This window comes from Pedobacter sp. CFBP9032 (assembly GCF_034045265.1).
In the GTDB taxonomy this organism is placed as follows: domain Bacteria; phylum Bacteroidota; class Bacteroidia; order Sphingobacteriales; family Sphingobacteriaceae; genus Pedobacter.
In genome coordinates, this window is sequence record NZ_JAXCWE010000001.1 from 555984 (window position 1) to 580534 (window position 24551).

At 39.9% G+C, this 24551-nt stretch carries 16 protein-coding genes; 10 read left to right on the forward strand and 6 right to left on the reverse strand.

What is annotated here, in order from left to right; genetic code table 11:
• Position 1: 1 nt before the first annotated feature.
• The 6 genes from SOM16_RS02345 (at position 2) to SOM16_RS02370 (ending at position 9768) form a co-directional block, all read left to right on the forward strand.
• Complete coding sequence (locus SOM16_RS02345; RefSeq protein WP_320462377.1) at positions 2-2416, forward strand: TonB-dependent receptor; 2415 nt, start codon at positions 2-4, stop codon at positions 2414-2416.
• A 62-nt stretch (positions 2417-2478) separates the two neighbouring features.
• Entirely contained in the window at positions 2479-3189 is a 711-nt protein-coding gene (locus tag SOM16_RS02350; RefSeq protein ID WP_320462378.1) for a DUF4198 domain-containing protein, read from the forward strand.
• 72 nt (positions 3190-3261) lie between these two features.
• Complete coding sequence (locus SOM16_RS02355) at positions 3262-4464, forward strand: PepSY-associated TM helix domain-containing protein (protein WP_320462379.1); 1203 nt, start codon at positions 3262-3264, stop codon at positions 4462-4464.
• A gap of 27 nt (positions 4465-4491) precedes the next feature.
• Positions 4492-5412: a DUF6607 family protein gene (locus tag SOM16_RS02360; protein WP_320462380.1), complete on the forward strand. Its 921-nt coding sequence runs from the start codon at positions 4492-4494 to the stop codon at positions 5410-5412.
• 78 nt (positions 5413-5490) lie between these two features.
• Entirely contained in the window at positions 5491-6630 is a 1140-nt protein-coding gene (locus SOM16_RS02365; protein WP_320462381.1) for a M28 family metallopeptidase, read from the forward strand.
• A 363-nt stretch (positions 6631-6993) separates the two neighbouring features.
• The gene (locus SOM16_RS02370; protein WP_320462382.1) at positions 6994-9768 is read left to right on the forward strand and encodes an outer membrane beta-barrel protein; all 2775 of its coding nucleotides are present in this window, start codon (positions 6994-6996) and stop codon (positions 9766-9768) included.
• 75 nt (positions 9769-9843) lie between these two features.
• Here SOM16_RS02370 and SOM16_RS02375 read toward each other — a convergent pair whose 3' ends face one another.
• From SOM16_RS02375 to SOM16_RS02385, 3 genes are all read right to left on the reverse strand, one after another.
• Positions 9844-10527 (reverse strand): class I SAM-dependent methyltransferase, encoded by a 684-nt coding sequence (locus SOM16_RS02375; RefSeq protein ID WP_320462383.1) that lies wholly within the window; start codon positions 10525-10527, stop codon positions 9844-9846.
• Between the two features lie 1144 nt (positions 10528-11671).
• A complete protein-coding gene (locus tag SOM16_RS02380; protein WP_320462384.1) occupies positions 11672-13069 on the reverse strand; it encodes an MBL fold metallo-hydrolase in 1398 nt (465 codons plus the stop codon).
• A 64-nt stretch (positions 13070-13133) separates the two neighbouring features.
• Positions 13134-13361: a YtxH domain-containing protein gene (locus tag SOM16_RS02385; RefSeq protein WP_154281418.1), complete on the reverse strand. Its 228-nt coding sequence runs from the start codon at positions 13359-13361 to the stop codon at positions 13134-13136.
• Between the two features lie 79 nt (positions 13362-13440).
• Between SOM16_RS02385 and SOM16_RS02390 the strand changes: the two genes are divergently transcribed.
• Positions 13441-14064: an HAD family hydrolase gene (locus SOM16_RS02390; RefSeq protein ID WP_320462385.1), complete on the forward strand. Its 624-nt coding sequence runs from the start codon at positions 13441-13443 to the stop codon at positions 14062-14064.
• A 38-nt stretch (positions 14065-14102) separates the two neighbouring features.
• Here the strand turns inward: SOM16_RS02390 and SOM16_RS02395 are convergent, their stop codons facing one another.
• A complete protein-coding gene (locus SOM16_RS02395; RefSeq protein WP_320462386.1) occupies positions 14103-15728 on the reverse strand; it encodes a DUF6600 domain-containing protein in 1626 nt (541 codons plus the stop codon).
• 276 nt (positions 15729-16004) lie between these two features.
• Between SOM16_RS02395 and SOM16_RS02400 the strand changes: the two genes are divergently transcribed.
• Positions 16005-16706 (forward strand): SAM-dependent methyltransferase, encoded by a 702-nt coding sequence (locus SOM16_RS02400; RefSeq protein WP_320462387.1) that lies wholly within the window; start codon positions 16005-16007, stop codon positions 16704-16706.
• 226 nt (positions 16707-16932) lie between these two features.
• The gene (locus SOM16_RS02405; protein WP_320462388.1) at positions 16933-19302 is read left to right on the forward strand and encodes a Tex family protein; all 2370 of its coding nucleotides are present in this window, start codon (positions 16933-16935) and stop codon (positions 19300-19302) included.
• Positions 19303-19613: 311 nt separating this feature from the next.
• Here the strand turns inward: SOM16_RS02405 and SOM16_RS02410 are convergent, their stop codons facing one another.
• A complete protein-coding gene (locus SOM16_RS02410; RefSeq protein ID WP_320462389.1) occupies positions 19614-20924 on the reverse strand; it encodes an amidohydrolase family protein in 1311 nt (436 codons plus the stop codon).
• Between the two features lies 1 nt (position 20925).
• Positions 20926-23946 carry an amidohydrolase family protein gene (locus SOM16_RS02415; RefSeq protein ID WP_320462390.1) on the reverse strand — a complete coding sequence of 1007 codons (3021 nt, stop codon included), beginning with the start codon at positions 23944-23946 and terminating at the stop codon, positions 20926-20928.
• A gap of 113 nt (positions 23947-24059) precedes the next feature.
• Between SOM16_RS02415 and SOM16_RS02420 the strand changes: the two genes are divergently transcribed.
• On the forward strand, positions 24060-24503 hold the full coding sequence (locus SOM16_RS02420) for a cytochrome B (RefSeq protein WP_320462391.1): 444 nt from the start codon (positions 24060-24062) through the stop codon (positions 24501-24503).
• Positions 24504-24551: the final 48 nt, after the last annotated feature.

Below are 24551 nucleotides of genomic sequence, written 5' to 3' on the forward strand. Positions count from 1 at the left end.
AATGAAAATTTTTACTTTAACAGCAGGGATGCTGCTCATTAGCATTATTTCTTTCGGCCAACAACTTGGATCAATTAAAGGAAAGGTCACTACGTCTAACGGCAAACCTGCAGCCTACATTACTGTTGGCCTGAAAGGTAAAGGCCAGGGTGCTACTACTGACAATGAAGGAAAATATGGAATCAACCGTGTAAAACCAGGCACTTATTTAATTAAAGCATCGGCTGTTGGCATTACGCCTGAAGAAAAAAGCTTAACCATAGCGGCTGGTGAAAATGTTGTTGTCGATTTTGTTCTGCAAGAAAATGATCAGGCGCTGGAAGATGTAACCATTGCCGGTATTAACGAAAAATACAAGGTAAGCTTGCCATCTGCAACCCTGAGGCTCAATGAGCCGCTTTTAGAGGCACCGCAAAACATTCAGATTGTGAGTAACCAAGCCATCAAAGATCAGCAAATCATCAGCATGAGCGATGGTTTGATCAGAAACGTGAGTGGCGCGGTTCGCCTGGAACACTGGGGCGATATGTATACCAATATTCTAATGAGAGGATCTCAAATTCAGGCGATGCGAAACGGATTTAATGTGGTTTCATCTTACTGGGGGCCACTAACAGAAGATTTAAGTTTTGTAGATCACATTGAATTTGTAAAAGGCCCGGCTGGTTTTATGCTGGGCAACGGCGACCCAAGTGGAATGTATAATGTAGTGACCAAAAAACCTACTGGCTTAAACCAGGGTGAAGTTTCATTCACTGCTGGCAGCTTTGATTTATACAGAACAACGATAGATCTTGATCATAAATTAACTGCCGATGGAAAGTTCCTCTTCCGCTTAAATGCAGCAGCACAAAATAAAGCATCCTTCAGACCTTTTGAACATAACGATCGCTATAGCTTTGCACCTGTATTAAGTTATCAAATTACACCCAGCACAAAATTAACGGCAGAATACACTTTGCAAAATGCTAAAATGACTGAAGTGGGTTCTTACTACCTGTTTAGCACAAAAGGCTATGCAAGCTTACCAAGAGATTTCACGTTAACGCAGCCAGGCGTGCAACCTACCCGCATTAATGACCACAGCATCACTTTAAACCTGCAACAACAGTTAGGTTCAAACTGGAAATTGACTGCACAGGCGGCTTATTACAAGTATTTACAAACCGGTTCCAGTTCATGGCCATCTGCAGTCTACAATAACGGAACGATTATCAGAAATGTAGGTATCTGGGATGCAGAAAGTTCTATGAAATTAGCACAGTTATTTGTTAATGGCACCGTAAAAACTGGTGGAATTGTACACAGAATTCTTGCTGGTTTTGATGGCGGCGAGAAAAATTATATGGCCGATTGGGGTCAATCGCATGATTTAGATCTACCCTCTGCCCCATTCGATTTAGCTAATCCAAATTATGGTTTCCCGGCGAATGGCTATCCAAATTTTGACCGCAATACCAGTCTTACCCAAAGAGCAATTAATGCAGGTGGATTAATTAGTTCAAAATACCTGAGCGGTTACCTTCAGGATGAGTTAGGTTTCTGGGAAAACAGGATTCGCTTAACGCTTGCCGGCCGATACACTTATGTAAGTCAATCTGCGTATGGCGGCGCCGCAGATAAAGCAAAACACGTAACACCAAGGGTTGGCTTAAGTGTATCTGTAGATAAAAACACATCAGTTTATGCCTTATATGATGAGGCTTTTACCCCTCAATCTGGTTTCTTACGTGATGGTTCTACAGCCGAACCGATCACTGGAAATAACAAAGAAATAGGCCTTAAAAAAGACTGGTTTGATGGCCGTTGGAATACCACCTTATCAGTTTACAGAATCATGAAACAAAATGAATTGGCTTCCGATCCTTTCAATGCTGCCGGAGAAAATTTCAGTATTGTGGTGGGCGAGAAAAGGGCACAGGGAATTGAATTTGATTTACGCGGTGAAATTGTAAAGGGCTTAAACTTAATCGCCAATTATGCTTACACCGATGGTAAAGTAACCAAAGTTGCAGATGGCGTACAACAATCTACGCTTTTTGTGGGGCAGGTAATTCCGGGCTTTGCTAAACATACCTCAAACGCCTGGTTAACCTATACCCTACAAAATGGTGCACTAAAAGGCTTCGGTATTTCCGGAGGTTTCACTTATTTGGTTGATCGTGCAACGGCAAACTTCAGTCCTTCTAACCCAGAGCAAAACTTGCCGGATTATTTTAAGCTGGATGGTGGTTTATTCTGGGCAAATAAGAAATTAAGAATCAGTGCAAATGCATTTAACCTTTTGGATAAATACCTCTACAGCGGATCATATTACACCAGCTATTGGAATGCGCCTGATTATAATCAACCTGCATATTCGTGGCAAGCTGAGGCACCAAGAAACTATAGGGTAACTGTAGCTTATAAATTTTAATATCATGTCGGTAAAAATTGGTCAGATAGTTTTTACCGGCTTCATCCTTTAATCAAAATAACATGAAAACTAAATTATCATTACTATTTTTCTTTTTAGCGTTTAGCGTAACCAGTGCTTTTTCACATGCCATGTGGATTGAAACTTCATCAATAGGAAAAAAAGGACAGGCACAGGAAGTGAAAATTTTCTTCGGAGAATATGAAGCCAATGAACCGGATTCTGCAGCAAAATGGTTCAGCAACTTAAAATCTTTCAAGTTAATCTTAACTGCTCCAAACGGAAAAACCACTGTGCTATCGGCTGCGCCGGAGGTAAGATTCTACAAAGCCAACTTTACTCCTGATCAAAATGGCACTTATAAATTATCGGTTGTACATGAAGTAGCCGATATTTACGAAAAAGGCAAATTGATGTATTATGCCTTCGCCGATGTAGCCGTTGGCGGATCAAAAATAAACGCAACTTTCCCTTCTGAAGCTGCACTAACCATCAGACCAGAAAAGCAGGTTTTAAAAGTTGGCGAATCATCGGCTCACCAGGTTATTTACAATAAAGCGCCTTTCGCAAAGCAAAAGCTAACGCTCGTAAATCCTGAAAGAAAAGCGATTCCGACAGAGACGGATGCAGATGGAAAATTCACCTTCAAGCCAGCAGCAAAAGGCAATTATTTTGTAGAAGCTTTTATAGAAGATAAAACTGCCGGAAAGTTGAATGGTAAGGATTATGAAAAAGTTTGGCACCTGGTTACCTATACTACTCAGGTTAATTAAGAAAACCCGAATTTATTGATAACCAATTGGCAGCTAAAACTGGCAATTGGTTATTGTTATTAAATGAGATTGATGGCACAAAAGCAACCTGTACAAAAGAAACCCAATAAGTCGAAGATCAGAAGAATTAGCGACTGGCTTCACCTGTGGCTTGGCATCGCCTCTGGCCTGGTGGTTTTCCACCTGGGTATTACCGGCTGTATTTTTGCTTTTCAAAAGGAGATTACTGAATTTATTCACAAGAAAGAAATCTTCGTCGAGGTACCTATTAACAGACAAACGTTTCCGCTCAGAGTGTTAAAAAAAACAGCAGAAAAAGCACTGGGGGGCAAGAAAGAAATCAGCTTTATTTCAGCCTACAAAGAAGCAGACCGGGCCTGGGAATTTGGCACCTATAAAGCCGGAGATCCAAAAGCTTTCTGGTATTTCGACTCCATAGATTACTATGATTTAGTATTGATTAATCCTTACACCGGAAAAGTAACGCTGGTTGCAGATCATAAATATGAATTCTTTGCCGTCATCAAAATGCTTCATTGGAGCTTTCTCATTAACCACCCCATTGGGCAACAAATTATAGGCTGGTCCACCTTTATTTTTGTCTTCCTACTGATTTCCGGAATGGTCATGTGGTGGCCGAAAAACCTTAAAAAATCTAACTTCGATAAAAGCTTCAAAGTGAAATGGCGGGCAAAATTTAAGCGGGTTAATTACGATTTGCATAATGTGCTCGGTTTTTATGTAATGGTCATTTGCCTCGTGTTGGCACTCACCGGAATGGTTTGGACCTTCCAATGGTTCCAAACAACTGTTTATGTAGTTGCATCTCGAAGTATCACCCCTCCAGTTCAAGCTGATGTTAAATCAGACACTACAAAAAATATTACCGCAAACCCATTCGATGTCGCCTTTAATACCGCCCAATTGAAGTTTAAAGATTTTGATAGAATTGGTATGTCTCCGGCAGCAGGTAGCGCAGGCACCATCTACGCAACAGGCTACCACGGCAATGAAACTTACTGGAATTTCGATGTTTTACAATTTGATCAATACACAGGAAAATTACTCCATCGTAAAAATCAATCGGATAAAAATGCTGGAGAAGCATTAATTGGGATGAATTACGATATCCACGTTGGCGCCATCCTCGGCTTGCCTGGAAAAATTCTGGCTTTTTTCGGGAGTTTAATTGCCGCCAGCTTACCCATAACTGGTTTCATTATCTGGTGGGGAAAAAAGAAAAAAAAGAAAAATCCCGCAGCCGTTGAAAAGTAAATAACACCTTAAACCTAAATATATAAAATGAAAACCTTGAACCTTTTCTTTGTGCTCATAGCATTATTAACCGTCAACGTACATGCCCAGGATAATTTGGAGCAAGATCGCAAAGCGATTAAATCTTTAGCTGGCTTTTATAAAGTGACCTTTAATTATGGCGAGGTAACGTCACCAAATCCAACTTATCAGTTCAGTAAGCCTTACCGTAGCCATGGAAATGAGTGGGCGGAAATTATTGTTGATGAACCTAAACGAATCGTAATCCAACACATGTTAGCCATCAATGATTCTACTGTAATTAAACACTGGCGCCAGGATTGGACTTATGAAGATCCCGACATTATGCTTTACACGCAAGACAATGCCTGGAAGAAAAAAACCTTAACTCCTGCCGAAGTAAAAGGAAAATGGACACAAAAAGTTTACCAGGTAGATGATAGTCCACGGTATCAGGGTTACGGAACCTGGAGCCATGTTGGTGGTCATGATGCCTGGTCGAGTGAAACCGATTCCCCACTCCCAAGAAGGGAATCTACCGTTCGCAAAGATTATAATGTTTTAAACCGGGGTAGCAGAATTACCATTACAAAAGATGGTTGGATGTTTGAGCAAGACAACAAAAAAATACTTCGTACGCCACAAGGCGATCAGTTATTGGCTGTAGAAAAGGGCTATGAAGAATTTACAAAAATAGATCCGAAGAAATTTGAATACGCGCAGAAATGGTGGGATACACAGAAAAATTACTGGGCAGATGTACGTGAGGTTTGGGCTGACTTAGCTAAAGCTACACCAGCTGATTTTAAAGTACAAACGAAAGTAAAAGATAAATTACTTTACGAAACGCTGTTCGCTTTAGGTGATCAATCCATTAAAGATAAATGGACTTCTGCCCAAAATAAAGAAAAAGTTAAAGCGGCACTGCAGCCTTATCTGGCAAAATAGTTTTTTAAGGATCGGATGAATTTAGCTAATTTGCTAGGTATTCATCCGATCATTAAAGCTTTGCAGCAGATACTTAATATGAAAAAAATCGCTATCCTGTTATTATTACTTTTATCGGCAACTTGTTTTGCCCAGGATTCTTTATATGTACGCAAAACAGTAAATACGCTGAGTTCATCTGCCATGTGGGGACGAGGCTACACTAAAGATGGAATGAAAAAAGCGGCTGATTTTTTATCTGCTGAATATAAAAAAATTGGATTATCGCCTATGGGTAATGATTTTAAACAGAGTTTTTCTTTTCCTGTTAATACGTTTCCAGGTAAAATGCTGGTTGAAATAAACGGAAAATCGCTTCGACCGGGAAAAGATTTTATCATCGGCAATGCCAGTCCATCCACTATGAAAACTGGAAGTTTACAGAAAATAGATAGTACACATTTTGTAGTCAACCCAAATCTAAAAGTGGAGTTGAAAGATAAGCTTACCTGGTCTGTTGCAACAGAAGTTTCAAGTGAAACAACGATTGAAATTAACCGTAAAAATTTTACAAGTATCCCGAAGCAAATAAAAGTCGATTTAGAAAATAAGTTTATCGAAAATTTCCAGGCCTCAAATGTTTGCGGTTTTGTAAAAGGCACCAAATATCCAGATTCATTATTGGTGATTACTGCCCATTATGATCATCTGGGTGGGATGGGGACAGCTACCTATTTCCCAGGCGCCAATGATAATGCTGCAGGCGTAGCTACTTTGTTAAGCCTGGCGAAATACTACAAATCCAATCCACAACCCTATTCCATTGGCTTCATTTGTTTCGCTGGTGAAGAGGCCGGATTAATCGGCTCCAGGTATTTCGTTGAAAACCCTTTGATCCCTTTAAGTAAAATTAAATTCCTCATTAACCTAGACTTGGTGGGAACGGGGGAAAGCGGAATGACTGTTGTAAATGCAAGTCTTTACCCAAAAGCATTTTCACTATTAAATAAAATTAATGACCAACAAAGGTTAATTTCAAAAATCAATCCACGCGGTAAAGCAGCAAATAGCGATCATTACTTTTTTACAGAGAAAGGTGTTCCGGCTTTTTTTATTTACACTCAGGGAGGTCCTACAGCCTATCATGATGTATTCGACAGACCAGAAACCCTACCCCTCGCCGAGTATAAAGATTTGTTTAAACTGATCGTCACTTTCAATAAAGAAATGATGCAGTAAATATCATTCCATAGAATAAATACCTCAAAATCTGAGCTTCATTTATAATTTATAACTATCAAATTTCTGGTGATGTCTTAAGCCGTTGGAATAATTAATTCTTCCTTTCCCAGGCTTTTTTTCATCTTCGAATCAACGAAACCAAAAGCTGATTCGTAATAAAAGCAATATTTCACGAAGTTTCTTGCAAATTTCAATTTTCAACACTACCTTAACTAAATATTTAGTTGTTTTGTTAGTGCAACGTTTTCTGTGTTTTGCGTCTCTAAGTTTAAACCATACTCAGATCATACATCACATAAAATGCAGCATTCATCACATTTTCAAAAACTGAATAACCGATACAAATAACTTAGTTGGTATATGAAGAAACTCTTACTCTCTGTTACGCTTTGCTTTGCATTTCTTAACCTCCTTGCTCAAAAAAATGGAAGCATTACTGGAATTTTGGCCGATAGCGCGAACCACAAAACCACGCTAAATTATGCTACCGTTTCGGTCTACAAAGCTGGTGACAGCGTGCTCAGCACTTACAAACTTTCTGATGATAAGGGAGCTTTTAAAATCAACAACCTGGCAATCGGCCTTAAATATCGCCTGATCATTACCGCCTGGCAATACGGTACGTTTAGGAAGGATGTAACATTAACTCAGGAAAAACCAACAATAGATTTGGGAACGCTTTATCTATCTACAAAATCTAACGATTTGAATGAAATCGTAATCACGGCAGAGCGACCGCCTGTGATCGTCCGCAAGGATACCATCGAATTTAATGCTGAATCTTTTAAAACCTTACCCTCAGCAGTAGTAGAAGATCTGTTAAAAAAGTTACCAGGTGTTCAAATTGCGGCAGATGGTTCCATCCTGGTAAATGGCAAAACGGTAAGTAAAATTCTGGTTGATGGAAAAGAGTTTTTCGGTGGCGATCAGCAAATTGCTACTAAAAATCTGCCTGCAAATATTATAGATAAGGTTCAGGTAGTTGATGATAAACAGGCCAAAAGGCGGGACCCCGATCTGGCAGCAGCAGACATCCCACAAATTATTAACTTAAAATTGAAAAAGGCAATTAAGAAGGGAGCCTTTGGGAAATTGTATGCCGGCACTGGTATTAAAAATCTCTATCAGGCTGGCGGATTGATGAACTTTTTTAGGGATACCACACAAGTGAGTATACTGGCCTATGGCAACAATATTAACCAACCTGGTTTTAATCCGAACGACGTACAACGGATTGGTGGCTTTAACCGCAGTGGCGTAAATTCGATGATGATGACTTCTGGTGGTTATTTCGAGTTTAACGGCATTAGTTTCGGAGGGAGTTATAGTGGTGTGCAAACTTCTTCTGGCGGTGGTTTTAACTTTAATACCATGACTAAAAAAGGCCTTAAATTAAACGCTCAATATTTCTTCGGAAAATCTGACAACCTATTGGAGCGCCTCACCAATACCAACCAAATTTTAGGTTCCGACCGTTTAATTACGAATGCAAACGAAAACACAAGTGCCGTAACATTAAAACATAACATCAGAGGAAAAATCGATTGGCAGATTGATTCGTTAACGCAATTGACCATTGAGCCCGCGATAATTTTAAGCTCGAATAATGCAGTAAGTACCCTATCATCAACAAATAATAATGCAAACGGACAGCTAATCAATACCCTGCAAAACCTGAACGATAGAAATTCTTCAAACAATACCTATCAGTTAATTGCAGATTATACAAAAGATTTCGAAAAAGCAGGCAGATCATTTAATCTCGGCATTGATGCATCTTATAATCCAAATCCAATTGTAACCTATAACCGCAGCAACAGCAGATTCTTTTTAACACCATCGAGCAATGAAATAGATCAGTTAAGGAACAATTCCATTGAAAATCTGAAGACTTATATTTACACCAATTTCACTGAACCAATAACAAAGGATCTCAGTTTTAAGATCGATTTAAGTGGTAACCTGATCAACAATGAAAATGCGCTGGGAACTTTTTACAGAAACCCTGCCAACCAGTTGTATGATATCGCTATACCAAATCTTACACAAACTGTAAAGCAAACCGGGTTTAAAACCAACGCAAACGTTAGTCTGCGCTATAAAATTAATAAAGATTTATACGTGCAACCCGGCTTCGTGCAGAACTACATTTCGCTAAACAATCGTTTCACCATAGGCAATAATATTGATCAGCGATTCAATTTCGTGTGGCCAACATTAACAATTAAATACAAAATTCTTACTATAAATTATTCAGCACAATTTACAGAACCTAATGTAAATTACCTGCAGCCAGTTGCCGATAACACCAACGCCTTATACATTAGAAATGGAAATCCTAATCTCGTTCCTGCCAGAATGCAAAGCCTGAGGTTGAACATGTATAAGTACGACCCTAAAAGCCTGATCAATTACAATTTATATGGCTATGGAAACTTTACCAAAAACGGCATCATCAATACTACGACAATAAACAATGGTGTTCAGGTAGTTACGCCAATCAATGCAAGTGGCATTTATAATTTTTACGGTGGGGCGAACGGATCTAAAGATTTCAAAATCAATAAAACAACCTTGAAGGCTGGGCTGGGCTTCTGGGTAAATTTTGATCATTTTCCAGTGATTGTTAATAATATCCGAAGCAACGCTGATGTTTATTATATCGGACCAAATGGAAACTTGAAGGTTAACTTTAATGATGTTGTAGAAATTAACCAGACCTATTCGGTAAATTTAAACCGCAGCCATTATGATGATAGCTTTTATACCAACCTAAGGTACAACACACATAATAGTTCTTCAGAACTGATTATCAGGTATCCTAAAAAAGTTGTTTTTGAAACCACCTATGCCCTTACCATCAATAGCCAGCAAATTGCAGGTTATAACAATAATATTAAATTTTGGAATGCAGCTGTTACCTATTTATTTTTGAAGAACGACAGGGCACAATTGAAATTCTCTGTAAATGATATTTTGCAAAGCAATGTGCGCCGCAATATTCAAATTACCGGAAACAGTATTGTAGATTCGCAAAGTAATAATTTAGGTAGATATGGAATGTTAACACTGACTTATAACATCCAAAACTTCGGACAAAAAGTTGGCGGAAGGCAAACCATGTTTAATTTCTAAATTTACCAGATCGTTGCGAGGCACGAAGCAATCTTTTTGGCAAATGAGATTGCTTCGTGCTCCACAATGGCGAATTTATGCTAAAGTTAGCTTAACCAGATACTGGTCTTCGCCATCATCAAAAATCATTTCACAATCCCAGCCTGTCTCCACTGCGATTGCTTTAATGGTTTCTTCGTCAACATACACCCAATTGAACCAATTGCCTTTTTCGCCTTTATATTCATATTGATAAGAAACCTCACCATAGTATTGATTTAATGGTTTCGGCATGTCTTCATATAAGTAAGCGATATCAGAAGAATCGAAAATTACCTGTCCACCAGGAAGAAGTAATTCTTTTATTTTAATCAGGAAGTCTTTAAATCCGGATAATGTCCCTGTCAATCCAATGCCATTCATCAACATCAAAATGGTATCAAACTTCTCGTTGAAAGTAAAAACATCCTGCAGCAGGGCTTTTTTTACGCCCCGGTCTTTCATAATTTTAACCCCGGCTTCTGAAATATCAATAGCGGTAACATCAATATTAAACGCTTGCAAAAGTAAAGCATGACTCCCAACGCCCGCGCCGATATCCAAGACCTTTCCTTCACACATATGCAACGCCTGAAGTTCTAAAACCGGCATGTCTTCATCATCACGAAAGAAAAATTCTAAAGGCATTTCTTCTGGTTCGCCATAAGAATTGTGAAGCCAAAGTGTATCGGCTTCGCCGGTTTCGTAAAGATCAGTAAGGGCTTTGCCAAAAACATCCATGTTGCAAAGATAGAAAGAAAGCAGAAAGAGCAAAGAGCAAGGAATAAGGAGCAAGGAATAAAGAGCAAAGAATAAAGACTAAAGCGGAAAGATTAGGGAGCAAAGAATAAGGAGCAAGGAATAAAGAGTAAAGAATAAGGAGCAAGGAGTAAAGACTAAAGCGGAAAGATTAAAGAGCAAAGAATAAGGAGCAAGGAGTAAAGACCACAGCGGAAAGATTAAAGGCCTAAACTAAAACGAATAGCAAGTAATCCTCCAAATCTGTGTAATCAATCCCATCGGTGTAATCAACCCGAAGGTAATGGAAGACCAACTAAAAACCTCCAAATCTGTGTAACCCATTCATCGGTGTAATCAACCCGTAGGTACTAGAAGACCAACTAAAAACCTTCAAATCGGTGTAATCAATCCATCGGTGCAATCAACCCGAAGGCACTAGACGGACGACAAACAAACGAACTTCTAAATCTGTGTAATCCATCCATCAGTGTAATCAACCCGAAGGCAATAGACGACTAACTAAAAACCGCCAAATCTGTGTAACCCATCCATCGATGTAATCAACCCGAAAGTACTAGACGACCAACAAACCTCCAAATCTGTGTAATCAATCCATCGATGTAATCAACCCGAAAGTACTAGACGACCAATAGAAAAACCTTCAAATCTGTGTAATCAATCCATCGGTGTAATCAACCCGAAGGCACTAGACGACCAACATACAAACCTAATCTGTGTAATCAATCCCATCAGTGTAATCAACCCGAAGGCACTAGACGATCAACAAACAAACCGCCAAATCTGTGTAATCAATCCATCGGTGTAATCAACCCGAAGGCACTAGACGACCAACATACAAACCTCCAAATCTGTGTAATCAATCCATCAGTGTAATCAACCCGAAGGCACTAGACGACAAACAAACGAACTTCTAAATCTGTGTGATCAATCCATCGGTGTAATCAAGCCGAAGGCAATACACGACTAACAAACCTTCAAATCTGTGTAATCAATCCATCAGTGTAATTAACCCGAAGGTACTAGACGACCATCAAACAAACCTCCAAATCTGTGTAATCCATCCATCCGTGTAATCAACCCGAAGGTAATCAAGCCGAAGGTCAACCCGAAGGTACTAGACGATTTAAATCTCAAACTCCTGATGGTACGCTGGTATAGCCACATGTTTAAAACCGTGATTCTTTAATCGCGTAGCGAAACTCTGCTGAACTTCATATTCTCCATGTACCAGAAACAACTGTTTAACTTGTGCGGGATCCTGACAGGAAAGGAACTTCAACAAATCATCATAATCGCCATGGGCACTCATTGATTTAATCGACTGAATTTCCGCTTTCACATTATATTCATCCCTAAAGATTTCGACAACCTTTTTACCCGCAATTAATTGTCCGCCGAGTGAGTTAGGTTCACAATAACCCACCATTAAAACGGTATTTTTTATGTTGCCGATATTGTTGCGAATATGGTGCTTCACCCTTCCGGCATCGGCCATGCCTGATGCAGAAATAATTACACAAGGGCGAGGATCTTGATTTAGTGCTTTAGATTCTTCAACACTTTCGATAAACCGGAGCCCTTTAAAGCCGAAAACATCATGATCTACCTTCAAAATCTCTTTTACGCCATTATTGTAAACTTCCGGATGGCTCCTTAAAATTTCAGTCGCTTTAGAAGACAGCGGACTATCCACATAATATGGAACATCGGGCAACTTTCCTTTTAGTTCCAAGCCATTCAAAGCATAAAGTAACTCTTGCGTTCTGCCAACGGCAAAAGCAGGAATAATTACCTTCCCTTTTTTAACTTCGCAAGTATTTTTGATAATTTCCAGCAGCATATCTTCTATCGGATCCAGGTCTTTGTGCAACGAATCGCCATAGGTAGATTCCATTAAAATATAGTCGGCCTGATCAAATTGCTGCGGACTCTTCAACAGCAAATCACCATATCGTCCTACGTCGCCAGAGAAAGTGATACGTGAAGTTTTCCCCTCTTCATTAATTGTTAGGTGAACGGCAGCGCTTCCTAAAATATGGCCTGCATCTGTAAACTTTAAACTGATATTTTCATCGATTTTGAAATCCTCTTCATACGCCACAATCTTCATCAAACTCAAAGTTTTCGTCACATCCTCATCAGTATAGAGCGCTTCCTCCATTTCTTCGCCTTCGCGCAAATGTCGGTTAGAAAAGTCAGCATCCTGCATCTGAATTTTTGCAGAATCCATCATCAAAATTCTTCCTAAATCCATGGTGGCAGCTGTACAGAAAATCTTCCCATTAAAGCCATCAGCAACTAATTTTGGAAGTAATCCACAATGATCTATATGTGCGTGAGAAAGGATGAGGTAGGTTACTTTTTTGGCATCGAAACCAAAATAGTCGTTGAGTTTATCAGTTACATGCCCCATTCCCTGGAAGAGGCCACAATCTAATAATATCTGGGTATTATTTTTTAGCGTAATCAGGTGCTTGCTACCTGTAACGGTACGGGCTGCACCGTGAAAAGCAATCTTCATTTAGATATGGTTAGGAAATACAAAGAAATAAAAATGCCGGAAATATCCGGCATTTTTATTTCTTTTAACCTTTCACTTCTGAAATTTTATCTTTTACCTTATCGGCTACGCCAGATGCTTTATCTGCCAATCCAGCAAATTTATCTTTTGAGGCATCTAATAGATCTGCAAAGAAATCTGATAATTTACCTTTAATATCGTTAGAAGAATCTGAAGATAATGCTAATGCGATAGTTGCACCTAATGCTGCTCCGGCTAATACGCCTACTATAAGTTTTGTCTCTTTTTTCATGGTCTTAGTTATTTATCTAGTTAAACATATTTCACCATAAGGTGTTTTATTTTTTTTATCTTACAAAAACCAATCCACAATGAAGCAAATATTTTTTATTGATTTAGATAATACCATATACTTTACAAAACCCAACGAAGAACAACTAATGAGTGGGTTATACCAGTTTTTAGATGAGCAGGATTTGGGAATTTCCACAAATCAGCTTCAGGCCGCGAAAAACGAAATGTTGCGTACCCCTTTCCAAAAGGTTGCTGAAAAGTATGGCTTCAGAAAAGAGGCAATGGAAAATATTATCAAATACCTGAATACGCGTGAAGTTACCAAACCGCTGAAGCCCTCGGATGATTATCATCTAATAAAAGCACTAAAAGGACGAAAATTTATCGTTACGGCAGGGTTTTACAAACAACAAACTTCGAAAGTTAAAATGCTTGGTATTGCTGATGACTTCGAAGAAGTTTATGTAGTTGATGTAACTATTTCTAATAAAAAAGACGCCTTTCAGAAACTAATTGATCAATACCAGTTAAATAAAGATGAAATCTTAATTATCGGCGATGATGCGGAATCAGAAATCAAATATGGCCAGGAATTGGGCTTAGAGACTTTTTTATTAGATCCTGAGAACCGGTATCCAAATGCCGAAACCACTTTTAAAGGAACAGACTTAAGTAACCTGCATCAGGCAGCCGGGCAGTAAATACAAAAAAGTCCCGGCTTTCACTGGGACTTTCCAATTTATCCTCTTCCACCCCTTGATGGTCTTCCCCCGCCTTCGCCACCACTACTTCCTCTCTGCTGTGGCGGGGCAGATTCAGTTCGTCTCTGCTCTTGTCTTTGTTGCATTTGCTCGTTGCGCTGCGACCTTTGTTGTTCCATTTGTTGAGAACGTTGTTGTTGCGCTTGTGCATCGCGTTGAGCTCTTTCCTGTTGTTGAGCCTGTGCTTGCTGCGAACGTTGTTGCTGCATTTGCTCATTACGCTGTGCTCTTTGCTGCTCCATTTGTTGAGAACGCTGCTGTTGTACTTGTGCATCTCGTTGTGCTCTTTCCTGTTGCTGAGCTTGTGACTGTTGCGAACGCTGTTGCTGCATTTGCTCATTACGTTGTGCCCTTTGCTGCTCCATCTGTTGCGCACGTTGTTGATCAACCTGCCCTCTTTGCTGTTGCATCTGAACATCTCGTTGCGCCCGTTGCTGATCCTGACTCATCCGGTCTTGTTGACTTCTCTGTTGACGAATCTGCTCCGATCGCTGCTGATCCTGACCCCTGTTTATATTTTCCTGTGCATTTCTTTGATCAATACCATTGGTACTCCCGCGACTAATTCTACCATTTGAATTCCTGTCATAAGCCTCACCCCTGCTATTAGGCAGATTATTATCTCTGCCTGCACCAGCATCAGTCCCACGGTTTGGCTGACCATTGCGGTTATCATTTCTTGATCCAAAACGGTTATCATTATTGCTCCGTTGCTCGTTGTTGTTTCCGCGCTGATCACGGCTCACGTTATTATCATTTCTTCCACCACGACTAATTCCTACATTACCTTGTTCAAATTTTCTTGGTGCCGCACTGCGATTGCTTACTGCTGCATTACGCTCTGGCCTTGGTCTGTAAATAGATACCTCTCTACCGCCAATTCTGCTGGCTCCTGGTCTACTGCTCTGATCAAAACGATATACCGTTACATTACGGTTGGTTGCACGTCTAATGTCTTCCACTCTTGGACCACCATAATAATTTCTTCTGTTATAAACATAAGTATTGTTTATGATTGTCGTATTACGGATGTAAACATTGTTTCTTCCGTAATCATATATTGGAAAAGTATTGATATAGATATTACGTTGTGGAATAAAGTTCCAGCAAAATTCAGGTACCGAATAGCGGCGACCGAAACTTAAGTTAATATTAATGCTCGGTGCCATTGGTGCCCAGCCATAATAACCATCACCGCTTCTCCAATCTACCCAGGCAGGGCCCCAGTTGGTATCTGGCAACCATATCCATTGGCGGTAGCTGTTAATTACCCAACGGCCATAGTGGAAAGGTGCCCAGCCCCAATCATAATTAGAAACCCAGGTATTACCATATTCTGTCATGGCCCATCGTCCATTGGTATAATAAGGCCGAAATTCATTTTGATCTACATCCGGACGCCAAACATAACCATATTGTGGATCCTGAATCCAGGTGCCATAAGGTGTTAGTTCATCATAAAATGTTTGCAAGGAAACGTTGCCAGTGCTGTAACCATCATCCTGGTAATCGTTTTGATAGTCTTGTGCCCTGACTAAGGTGGTGGTTCCGGCGAGGAGCGTGAAAAGCCCCAGCACAATCGCCGATTTTTTCAGTGTTTTCATTTGTGTGTTTATTTAATAACCTAATTTGTGTGTATCAATTAGAGAACCAAAAAACTTTAAGGTTTAATATGCTTGCATAGTTTTTTAGTTTTCCTTAAAATATAGCTTCCCAGGCCATATTTAACTCTTATTTAACGTTTAAGCAATTATTAATTGTGCTAAAAAAAAGGCATTTTGAAATAAAATTTGCTACACCAATCCCTGTAAAAAAGATTATACCGTTAACGCAGTGAATTTTAAAACTTAAATCCTATTTATTGTAACTATTTTTGCACTATGCAAAACGGCACCTTATATCTTATTCCTGTTCCTCTGGCAGAAGAAGCAGCACATAAAACTTATACTCCCTACCTGGTTGATACCATCAACCAAATTGATACCTATATTGTAGAAAATAGCAAAACAGCTCGTCGGTTTTTAAAAGAAGCGGGTTTGAAAACTGCTCAAAAAGATTTGATCGTTCACGATTATGGAAAACATAACCGCACCGATTTAGGTCAGTTTTTTGTGGAACTTGCTGCGGGGAAAGATGTAGGCTTAATGAGTGAAGCAGGTTGTCCGGGTATTGCAGATCCAGGTGCAGATATTGTTGCAGAAGCCCACAAACGTGGGATTAAAGTGGTACCATTGGTTGGGCCGAGCTCAATTTTACTGGCTTTAATGGCGTCTGGCTTTAATGGACAAAGTTTTGCTTTCTGGGGTTATTTACCTATTGATAAAGAGCAACGCACTAAACGGATTAAGGATTTAGATTTATCGGCAAGTCGCTATAAACAAACACAAATCTTCATCGAAACGCCTTTTCGCAATAATCAGCTTTTTGAAGAAGTGTTGAAAAGCTGTAAGCCAAACACGCAGATTTGTGTGGCCAGTAATTTAACAGGCGAAGATGAATACATCAAAACCCAAAGTGTTTACAACTGGCGAAAAGAAGAAATTGATCTTCATAAAAAACCAACAATATTTTTGTTGTATTAATAGAAATGTATCAGGATATCCGAGCCCGTGTTATTTTTAACATGGGCTTTTGTTTTTAAAGCTTTGGCCACTGTCTATAGCGCATTAGAAAAATTTATCAAAGCTACTTTAACTATTATTTCCTAAAAATTTTCCCCACATTTTTTGGTGGAAAACTTGATTTCAAAAAGGCTTTAATCCCACAAATCCTGATTAGCTTTGCTCCCTCGAAATTTTAAAAAAGAATATGTTAGCTCATCATAAAATCATTGCTGCAGAATTAAAAATTGCAGAAAAACAGGTTACGGCCACCGTAAGCTTATTAGATGAAGGTGCAACAGTGCCCTTCATTTCCCGTTACCGGAAAGAATTAACCGGTAGTTTGGATGAGGTTGAAGTAGCTGCTATCCGCGATAGAGTTTTACAATTACGCGATTTAGATAAACGCCGCGAAGCGATCTTAAAATCGATGACTGACTTAGGCAAATTAACGCCTGAGCTGGAAAAGCAAATTAACGATGCGGCAACTATTTCACATTTAGAAGACATCTATCTTCCTTATAAACCAAAACGCAAAACCCGGGCATCTGTAGCCAGAGAAAAAGGTTTAGAGCCTCTGGCCTTACAAATTTTTGATCAGAAAAATTTTAATCTGAATGCTGAAGCAGCGAAACTGATAGATGCCGAAAAAGGTGTAAATACCCTGGAAGAAGCTTTGGCTGGCGCAAGAGATATCATTGCAGAAATGATATCTGAAAACGCAGAAGTAAGAACAAAGATGCGTACTTACTTCCAAGAGAAAGCCGTATTCAAAACAGAAGTAATTAAAGGAAAAGAAGAGGAAGGCATAAAGTATAAAGATTATTTCGAGTGGAACGAACCTGTTAAAACAGCGGCATCACACCGTGTTCTGGCTATGCGTAGAGGCGAGAAGGAGTTAATATTAAGGTTAGATGCCTTACCACCTGCTGAAGATGCGGTTGCCATTTTAGAAAACCAATTTATTATTGCAAAAAATGCTGCTGCAAAACAAGTTCAGCAAGCTTTAGAAGATGGTTATAAAAGATTATTGGAGCCAGCAATGGAAACTGAACTTCGGGTATTAACCAAGCAAAAAGCTGATGAAGAAGCTATTAAGGTTTTTGCAGAAAATGCCCGTCAATTGTTATTGGCAGCACCAATGGGACAAAAAAATGTATTGGCCATTGATCCTGGTTTCCGTACAGGCTGCAAGGTAGTTTGTCTGGATAAACAAGGTCAGCTGTTGGAGAATACAGCCATCTATCCACATACCGGACAAGGCAATGTAAAAAATGCCGCAGCGACCATTCAGCAACTTTGCGAAAAACATCAGGTAGAGGCGATTGCCATTGGCAACGGAACCGCAGGTAGAGAAACGGAATCTTTTGTTCGTGGCTTAAATTTACCAGACGTTACCATTGTAATGGTAAATGAAAGTGGTGCATCCATTTATTCGGCTTCTGATGTAGCCAGGGCGGAGTTCCCCACACAGGATATTACCGTTCGTGGTGCAGTTTCGATTGGTCGCCGTTTAATGGATCCATTGGCCGAATTGGTAAAAATTGATCCGAAATCCATCGGTGTTGGACAATATCAACACGATGTGGATCAAAATAAATTACAAGCCAGCCTGGATGATACTGTAATTAGTGCGGTAAATGCTGTGGGCGTAGAATTAAATACGGCTTCCAAAGAAATTCTAGCTTATGTTTCTGGTTTAGGACCAACACTTGCGCAAAATATTGTAGATTATAGAAACACGAATGGTGCTTTCAAAAACCGGGCGAGCCTGAAAAAGGTTCCGCGTTTAGGCGATAAAGCTTTTGAACAGGCTGCTGGTTTCCTGCGCATTCGCAATGCCGAAAACGTATTGGATACGAGTGGTGTACACCCTGAACGTTATGCCGTTGTTGATCGCATGGCGAAAGATTTAGGCACAACCGTTTCAGCTTTAATGAAGGATTCTGAGTTACAAAAGCAAATTAAGCCCCAGCAATATGTAACGGATGAAATCGGACTGCCTACTTTAAACGATATTTTGAAAGAACTGGCCAAACCTGGTCGCGATCCGCGTGAGCAATTTGAGGCTTTTAGTTTTACAGATGGGGTAAACGAAATTTCAGACCTTAGAATTGGCATGAAACTTCCTGGAATTGTAACCAACATTACCAACTTTGGTGCCTTTGTAGATATCGGTGTTCATCAGGATGGTTTGGTTCACACCAGTCAGCTGGCAAACCGTTTTGTAGCCAATGCGAATGATGTGGTTAAAGTTCATCAGAAAGTAGAAGTTACTGTAATGGAAGTAGATGCTGCGCGTAAACGGATCTCGCTGTCTATGAAAACAGAAAATAGTTCAAAGCCGGAAAGAGCAAGGAGTAAAGAGCAAGGAGCAAAGATTAAGGAGCAAGGAGCAAGGAATAAAGAGCAGGGAGCAAGGAGTAAAGAACAAGGAGCAAGGAATAAGGAGCAAGGAGCAAGGAGTAAAGAGCAGGGAGCTAAAAATTATTCAGCAAAACCGCAACAACAAACTAAAAAAGATGCTGATGGGGATTTGCAGGAGAAGTTAGCGAAACTGAAAGGGATGTTTAAATAGTTTTATGTACCACCTAAGACACCTTAGAACAACTAAGGTGTCTTAGGTGGTACATAATTATTAATTTATAAGGTAGCTCGCCAATCAGTAACCAATATTAAATATTTCTGTTGGTTAGACACCGTGCAAAGCTTTTTCCGCTGAATACGCAGATCTCGCTGATTTTGCTACTTGCTTCTGTGGGAATCTCCGAAATCTGCGGGAAAAACATTATTTATCGGTTGGTGAGACACCACACCGATAGATTAAATGATTTAAACAAAAAACGGCCAATAAATTAATATTGGCCGTTTCTGTAAAATTATGTCTAGTTACTTCTTTTCAGTAGCATACTTATCACTAAACTTCTTGTCCAGTTGCTTATGCAAATTATCCAGGTTGATATCTCTTCCTTGAATAAAAGCTTGTTCTACTTTATTGGTTCTCATATCCAAAGCATCGCCAGCAGAAATAAAGAATGTGGCGTCTTTGCCTGTTTCAATGCTTCCGGTGGTTTTATCAACCCCCATTACTTTTGCTGCGTTTAAGGTAATGGTAGATAATGCTTTTTCTTTATCTAAACCCCAGGCAGTAACCGTTCCGGCCATAAAAGGCAGGTTTCGCTGTTGCCAGTAGCCATCAATACTTAATGCCACGGTTAAGCCAGCGTTGGCTAAAACTGCTGCATTTTTATATGGCATGTTCACATCATCATCGTTGTTATTAGGTAAAGCATGCGGCTGTTTTACCACTAAACTAACGTTATTTTCTTTTAAGAAATCAATAATCAGGTAAGCTTCATCAGCGCCTGTTATTACTGGAGTGATGCCAAATTTCTTTGCGAAGTTCACGGCTGCTAAAATATCTTTCTGGCTATCGGCCGCAATAAATAGCTTTTCATCACCTGAGAAAACCCTTTTCATAGCCTCGAAACGCGTATTAATGACCTCGGGTTTACCCATTTCTGAATAAGCCTTTGCTTCTGCGAAAAAAGAAGTTAACTGATTGATGGAACTAGCCGTTCTTTCTGCCAATACTTCTGGCGAAAGCTGCGGCCTGCCGAAACCACCAAAACCGCCTCTAAAGCGTGGTGTAACGGGCCAGCTCATGTGCATGGCATCATCAGTTTTTACTGCTGCATCTTCCCAGTTCCAGGCATCCAGTTGTACCACTGATGAACTGCCGGAAACTACTCCGCCTTGTGGTGTTGGCTGCGCCATTAAAACCCCATTGCTTCTTAAAGTGGCCGGTACTTTAGAGTCGGTATTGTATGCCACAATAGAGCGGATATGTGAATTATAATCACCAATTTCCTGAAAATCCAAAGTTGCTTTGATAGATTCTGTCTCTGCCAAGCCTAAATTGGTCGTAGCCGCAATAAAACCCGGATAGATATGCTTACCAGTTGCAGAAATTTTCAGCACATCATCTTGTGGTACCTGACCATTAGCCGTAACTGACATAATTTTTCCATTGCTAAAAACAATGGTTCCGTTTTCGATAATGGTGCCATTGCCAACATGCACGGTTGCACCCGTAATGGCAATGGTTTTATTTTGTTTTTTAGCTGGCGAAATGTTTGCTTGCGCAACACACATCAGGCTTGTTGCCGAAAAAGCCAGACTCATTAAATAGGTTTTCATATTAGTGTGCATGTTCTTTTTCGGTTAACTCTGCTGAATAATTTTCTAAAGTTTCGCAATTGTACAAGCGTGGAGCATCTCCCATCGGGCGTTGCATTTTACCACCTTTGCTTTTGCTTTCCAGCATCTTCTGGATTAAACGTGCTTTCTCCGTTTGTTGAGACTTCATAATCTGCGCGTCTTTATCAATGTCCCAATACGCAATTCCGTCTACAAATGTTTTCTCTGCCTTGGCATAAATAGAAAGTGGATTTGCTGTCCAGATCACCACATCTGCATCTTTGCCCGCTTTTAAACTGCCTACTTTATCATCAATGTGAAGCATTTTTGCCGGGTTAAGCGTAACAAACTTTAAAGCATCTTCTTCCGGAACGTTGCCATATAACACTGATTTTCCGGCTTCCTGATTTAAGTGACGGGCCATTTCTGCGTCATCAGAGTTGAAAGCCGTGGTTACACCAACATTATGCATAATTTTTCCATTGTAAGGAATCGCTTCTGCCACCTCGTTTTTATAAGCCCACCAATCGGAAAAGGTAGAGCCTGCAATGCCATGTGCTTTCATTTTATCAGCCACTTTATAGCCTTCTAAAATGTGGGTAAAGGTGTTGATTTTAAATCCTAAGCTATCTGCAACATGAATTAACATATTGATTTCACTTTGTACATAAGAGTGACAGGTAATGAAACGTTTGTTGTTTAAGATCTCTACAATGGCATCCAATTCCAGATCTCTGCGCACATTATTTCCTTTAACAGAAATGGCTTTTGCATATTCTTTAGCGCGGGTAAACTCATCCACAAAAGTTTGCTCTACACCCATCCGCGTTACCGGGAAACGTGCACCCGTACCGAAGTTACTTTGCTTTACGTTTTCGCCCAAAGCGAATTTGATGAAACCATCCGCACCAGCAAATTTCAATTCTTCAGGCGATTTACCCCAACGTAATTTAATCAGTTGCGATTGCCCACCAACCGGATTTGCCGAGCCGTGTAAAATATGCGAAGTAGTAACACCACCAGCCAACTGGCGGTAAATATTTACATCTTCAGAATTAATAATATCTGCAATGCGAACTTCTGCAGAAACTGATTGTGCACCTTCGTTGATACCGCCACTACCAGCAATGTGCGAGTGCTCATCAATGATACCGGCGGTGATGTGTTTGCCAGTCGCGTCGATTACTCTTGCGCCTCCGGCAGAAAGGTTTTTACCTACGGCTTTGATTTTTCCGTTCTCTAAAAGAACATCAGCATTTTGCAAAACACCATCTTTCTCATTGGTCCAAACGGTGCCATTTTTAATTAAAACAGTTTCTTGTTTTGGTAGTTCTGCTGCACCGAAAGCGGTAAAAGGAAAAATTACCGAACCATTTGCCAGGCTTGGTTTAGGCTCATCTTTTTTAGGCGTTTCCTTATTAGCTTCTTTGTAAGCAGCGGTGAATCTTCCTGTTGTACCATCAGCCAAAGCTGCTTCACCTTTAATGGTAATTGGATTAGCAGAAGTGATGTAGCCACTTAAACGAACATCGCCTTTAGGATTTTTCTTTAAATTGAAATTGATGCTCACCCAATCCCCATTTCTAGTGAAAGTTGCCGTTGTTTTAACACTGTCAACTCCGGTTCTTTCAATCGCAGCAGTAGTGCCACCACCTGTTCCGGTTATTTTTAAGGTTAATGCGCCAGCACCATCAACATTTAAATTATAAGTTCCGCGAACATCGCTCACATCCATTTTATTAACAATGAAGCGCTTGCCTTGTACCCAGTTTTCGAAAATAATGTTACCGTTCTTAAATAAATTATCAGAAGAAATTAAGAAGTTAGCCACTTTGCCTTTTTCAAGCGAACCTACCTTATCACTAATGCCAAGCAGTTCTGCCGGAACAGAAGTTACAGACAGGAGCGCTTGCTTTTCTGTTAAACCATTGTCTATCGCAGTGCGGATGTTTGTCCAGAAATCGCGGCTGTTTTCCAGCCCAAAAGCCGTTAATGCAAATTTAACCCCTGCTTTTTCTAACACAGCCGGGTTTGTTGGTGCCAGCTCCCAGCCCTTCATTTGTGTTAGGGTTACATTTCTTGCCTCCGCCGGGTCTTCCACATCGTAAGCTTTAGGGAAAGCCAAAGGGATAATTAAACTTGCGCCGGTTGCTTTTACTTCATTAATGCGTTGATATTCATCACCACCAGATTTAATGATAAACTTTTTGCCAAATTCCTTACCAATTTTATCCGCGCGAAGCACGTTTGCCCAACCATCAACTTCAAATAATTGTGGCATGGTCTGTTGCTTTGCAAATTCATCTAAAGAGATATTGTACTCTTCTTTTTGTTTGCTGTACCATTGCGAATCAAAATAAGTTTGGCGTAATAAAGCAATAGAACCCATCAAAGAGGTTGGATAATCGTTAGAAGACGAACCTTTGCTAAAAGAATAGTTCGCTGCGGTCTGATCTTTTAAAATTAAACTGTTATCAGCATCTTCGTTTAGGGTAACTGCAGCAGATACGCCACGGGCAATTCCATCGCGGTTAATTACATTCACACTTCCGAAACCCACTTTACGTAACTCATCTGCTTTTTTGCTGTCTGCAGTGAATATGTTTTTTACGTAAGTTTCTGGTCTGATGGCTTCATTCCAACCATAAGCACCTTTTTTAGTAGAAACGAAGATGGATTGTCTTTGTCCGCCGAAGCCGCGTGCCTGTGCAGGCGCCTCTGTAATACCATAACTTGAAAAGGCATCAACTAAAGATGGATAAATAAATTTGCCTTTTAAATCTATGATCACGTAACCTTTCGGTACAGATAAGCCGGCTCCAACAGCCTGTATGGTTTGGCCTTTTACTAAAAGTGTTGCATTTGTAAGGGTTTGGTTGGCACTTACTACAATGGTGGCGTTGGTAAAAGCAAACATTCCGGGTCTGGTATCGTATGAACCATTAACAGGAAAGGTGGTTTGCTGTGCAAACATCAATGTAGTAGAAAATACCAGCCCAATGGCGAGTAAAATTTTCTTCATAATAAGTTTAGGGGTTTATTTTGTTTAAAACTAATATAAATTAGCGATCGTTCTGCTGGATATCCTATTTTTTACAATTAATGCCTACTTTTGAGGAAACATATTTTATAAAAATGTATAGTATTTTAAAATCTGCGCACTCCGGATGGCGCTACATCGTATTAATTTTATTGGTTGCAGCTGTAATCAATGCTTTATCTGGCTGGTTAGGCAAAAAAACTTATACAGAAGGCAACCGTAAATTAAATGTGTTTACTTTAATTAGTGCGCACATCCAATTTTTACTGGGTTTGGTGCTTTTCTTTTTGAGTCCTTTAACCAAATTACCGATGAGTGAAACCATTGGCAGGTACTTTAAAGCAGAGCATACCTCCATGATGTTAATTGCAATTATCCTAATCACCATTGGCAATTCCAAATCTAAAAAAATAGTAGAAGCTGCTGCAAAGCACCGCACTATAGCTATCTTCTTCGGATTAGCTTTACTCATCATTATTGTTTCGATTTTTATGATGACCAAGGCGGTACCGGGAAGAACATTTTTCGGGGTTTCTTAATCGATATATAACCGCAAAGGGCGCAAAGTTTTTCGCAGAGAACATGAA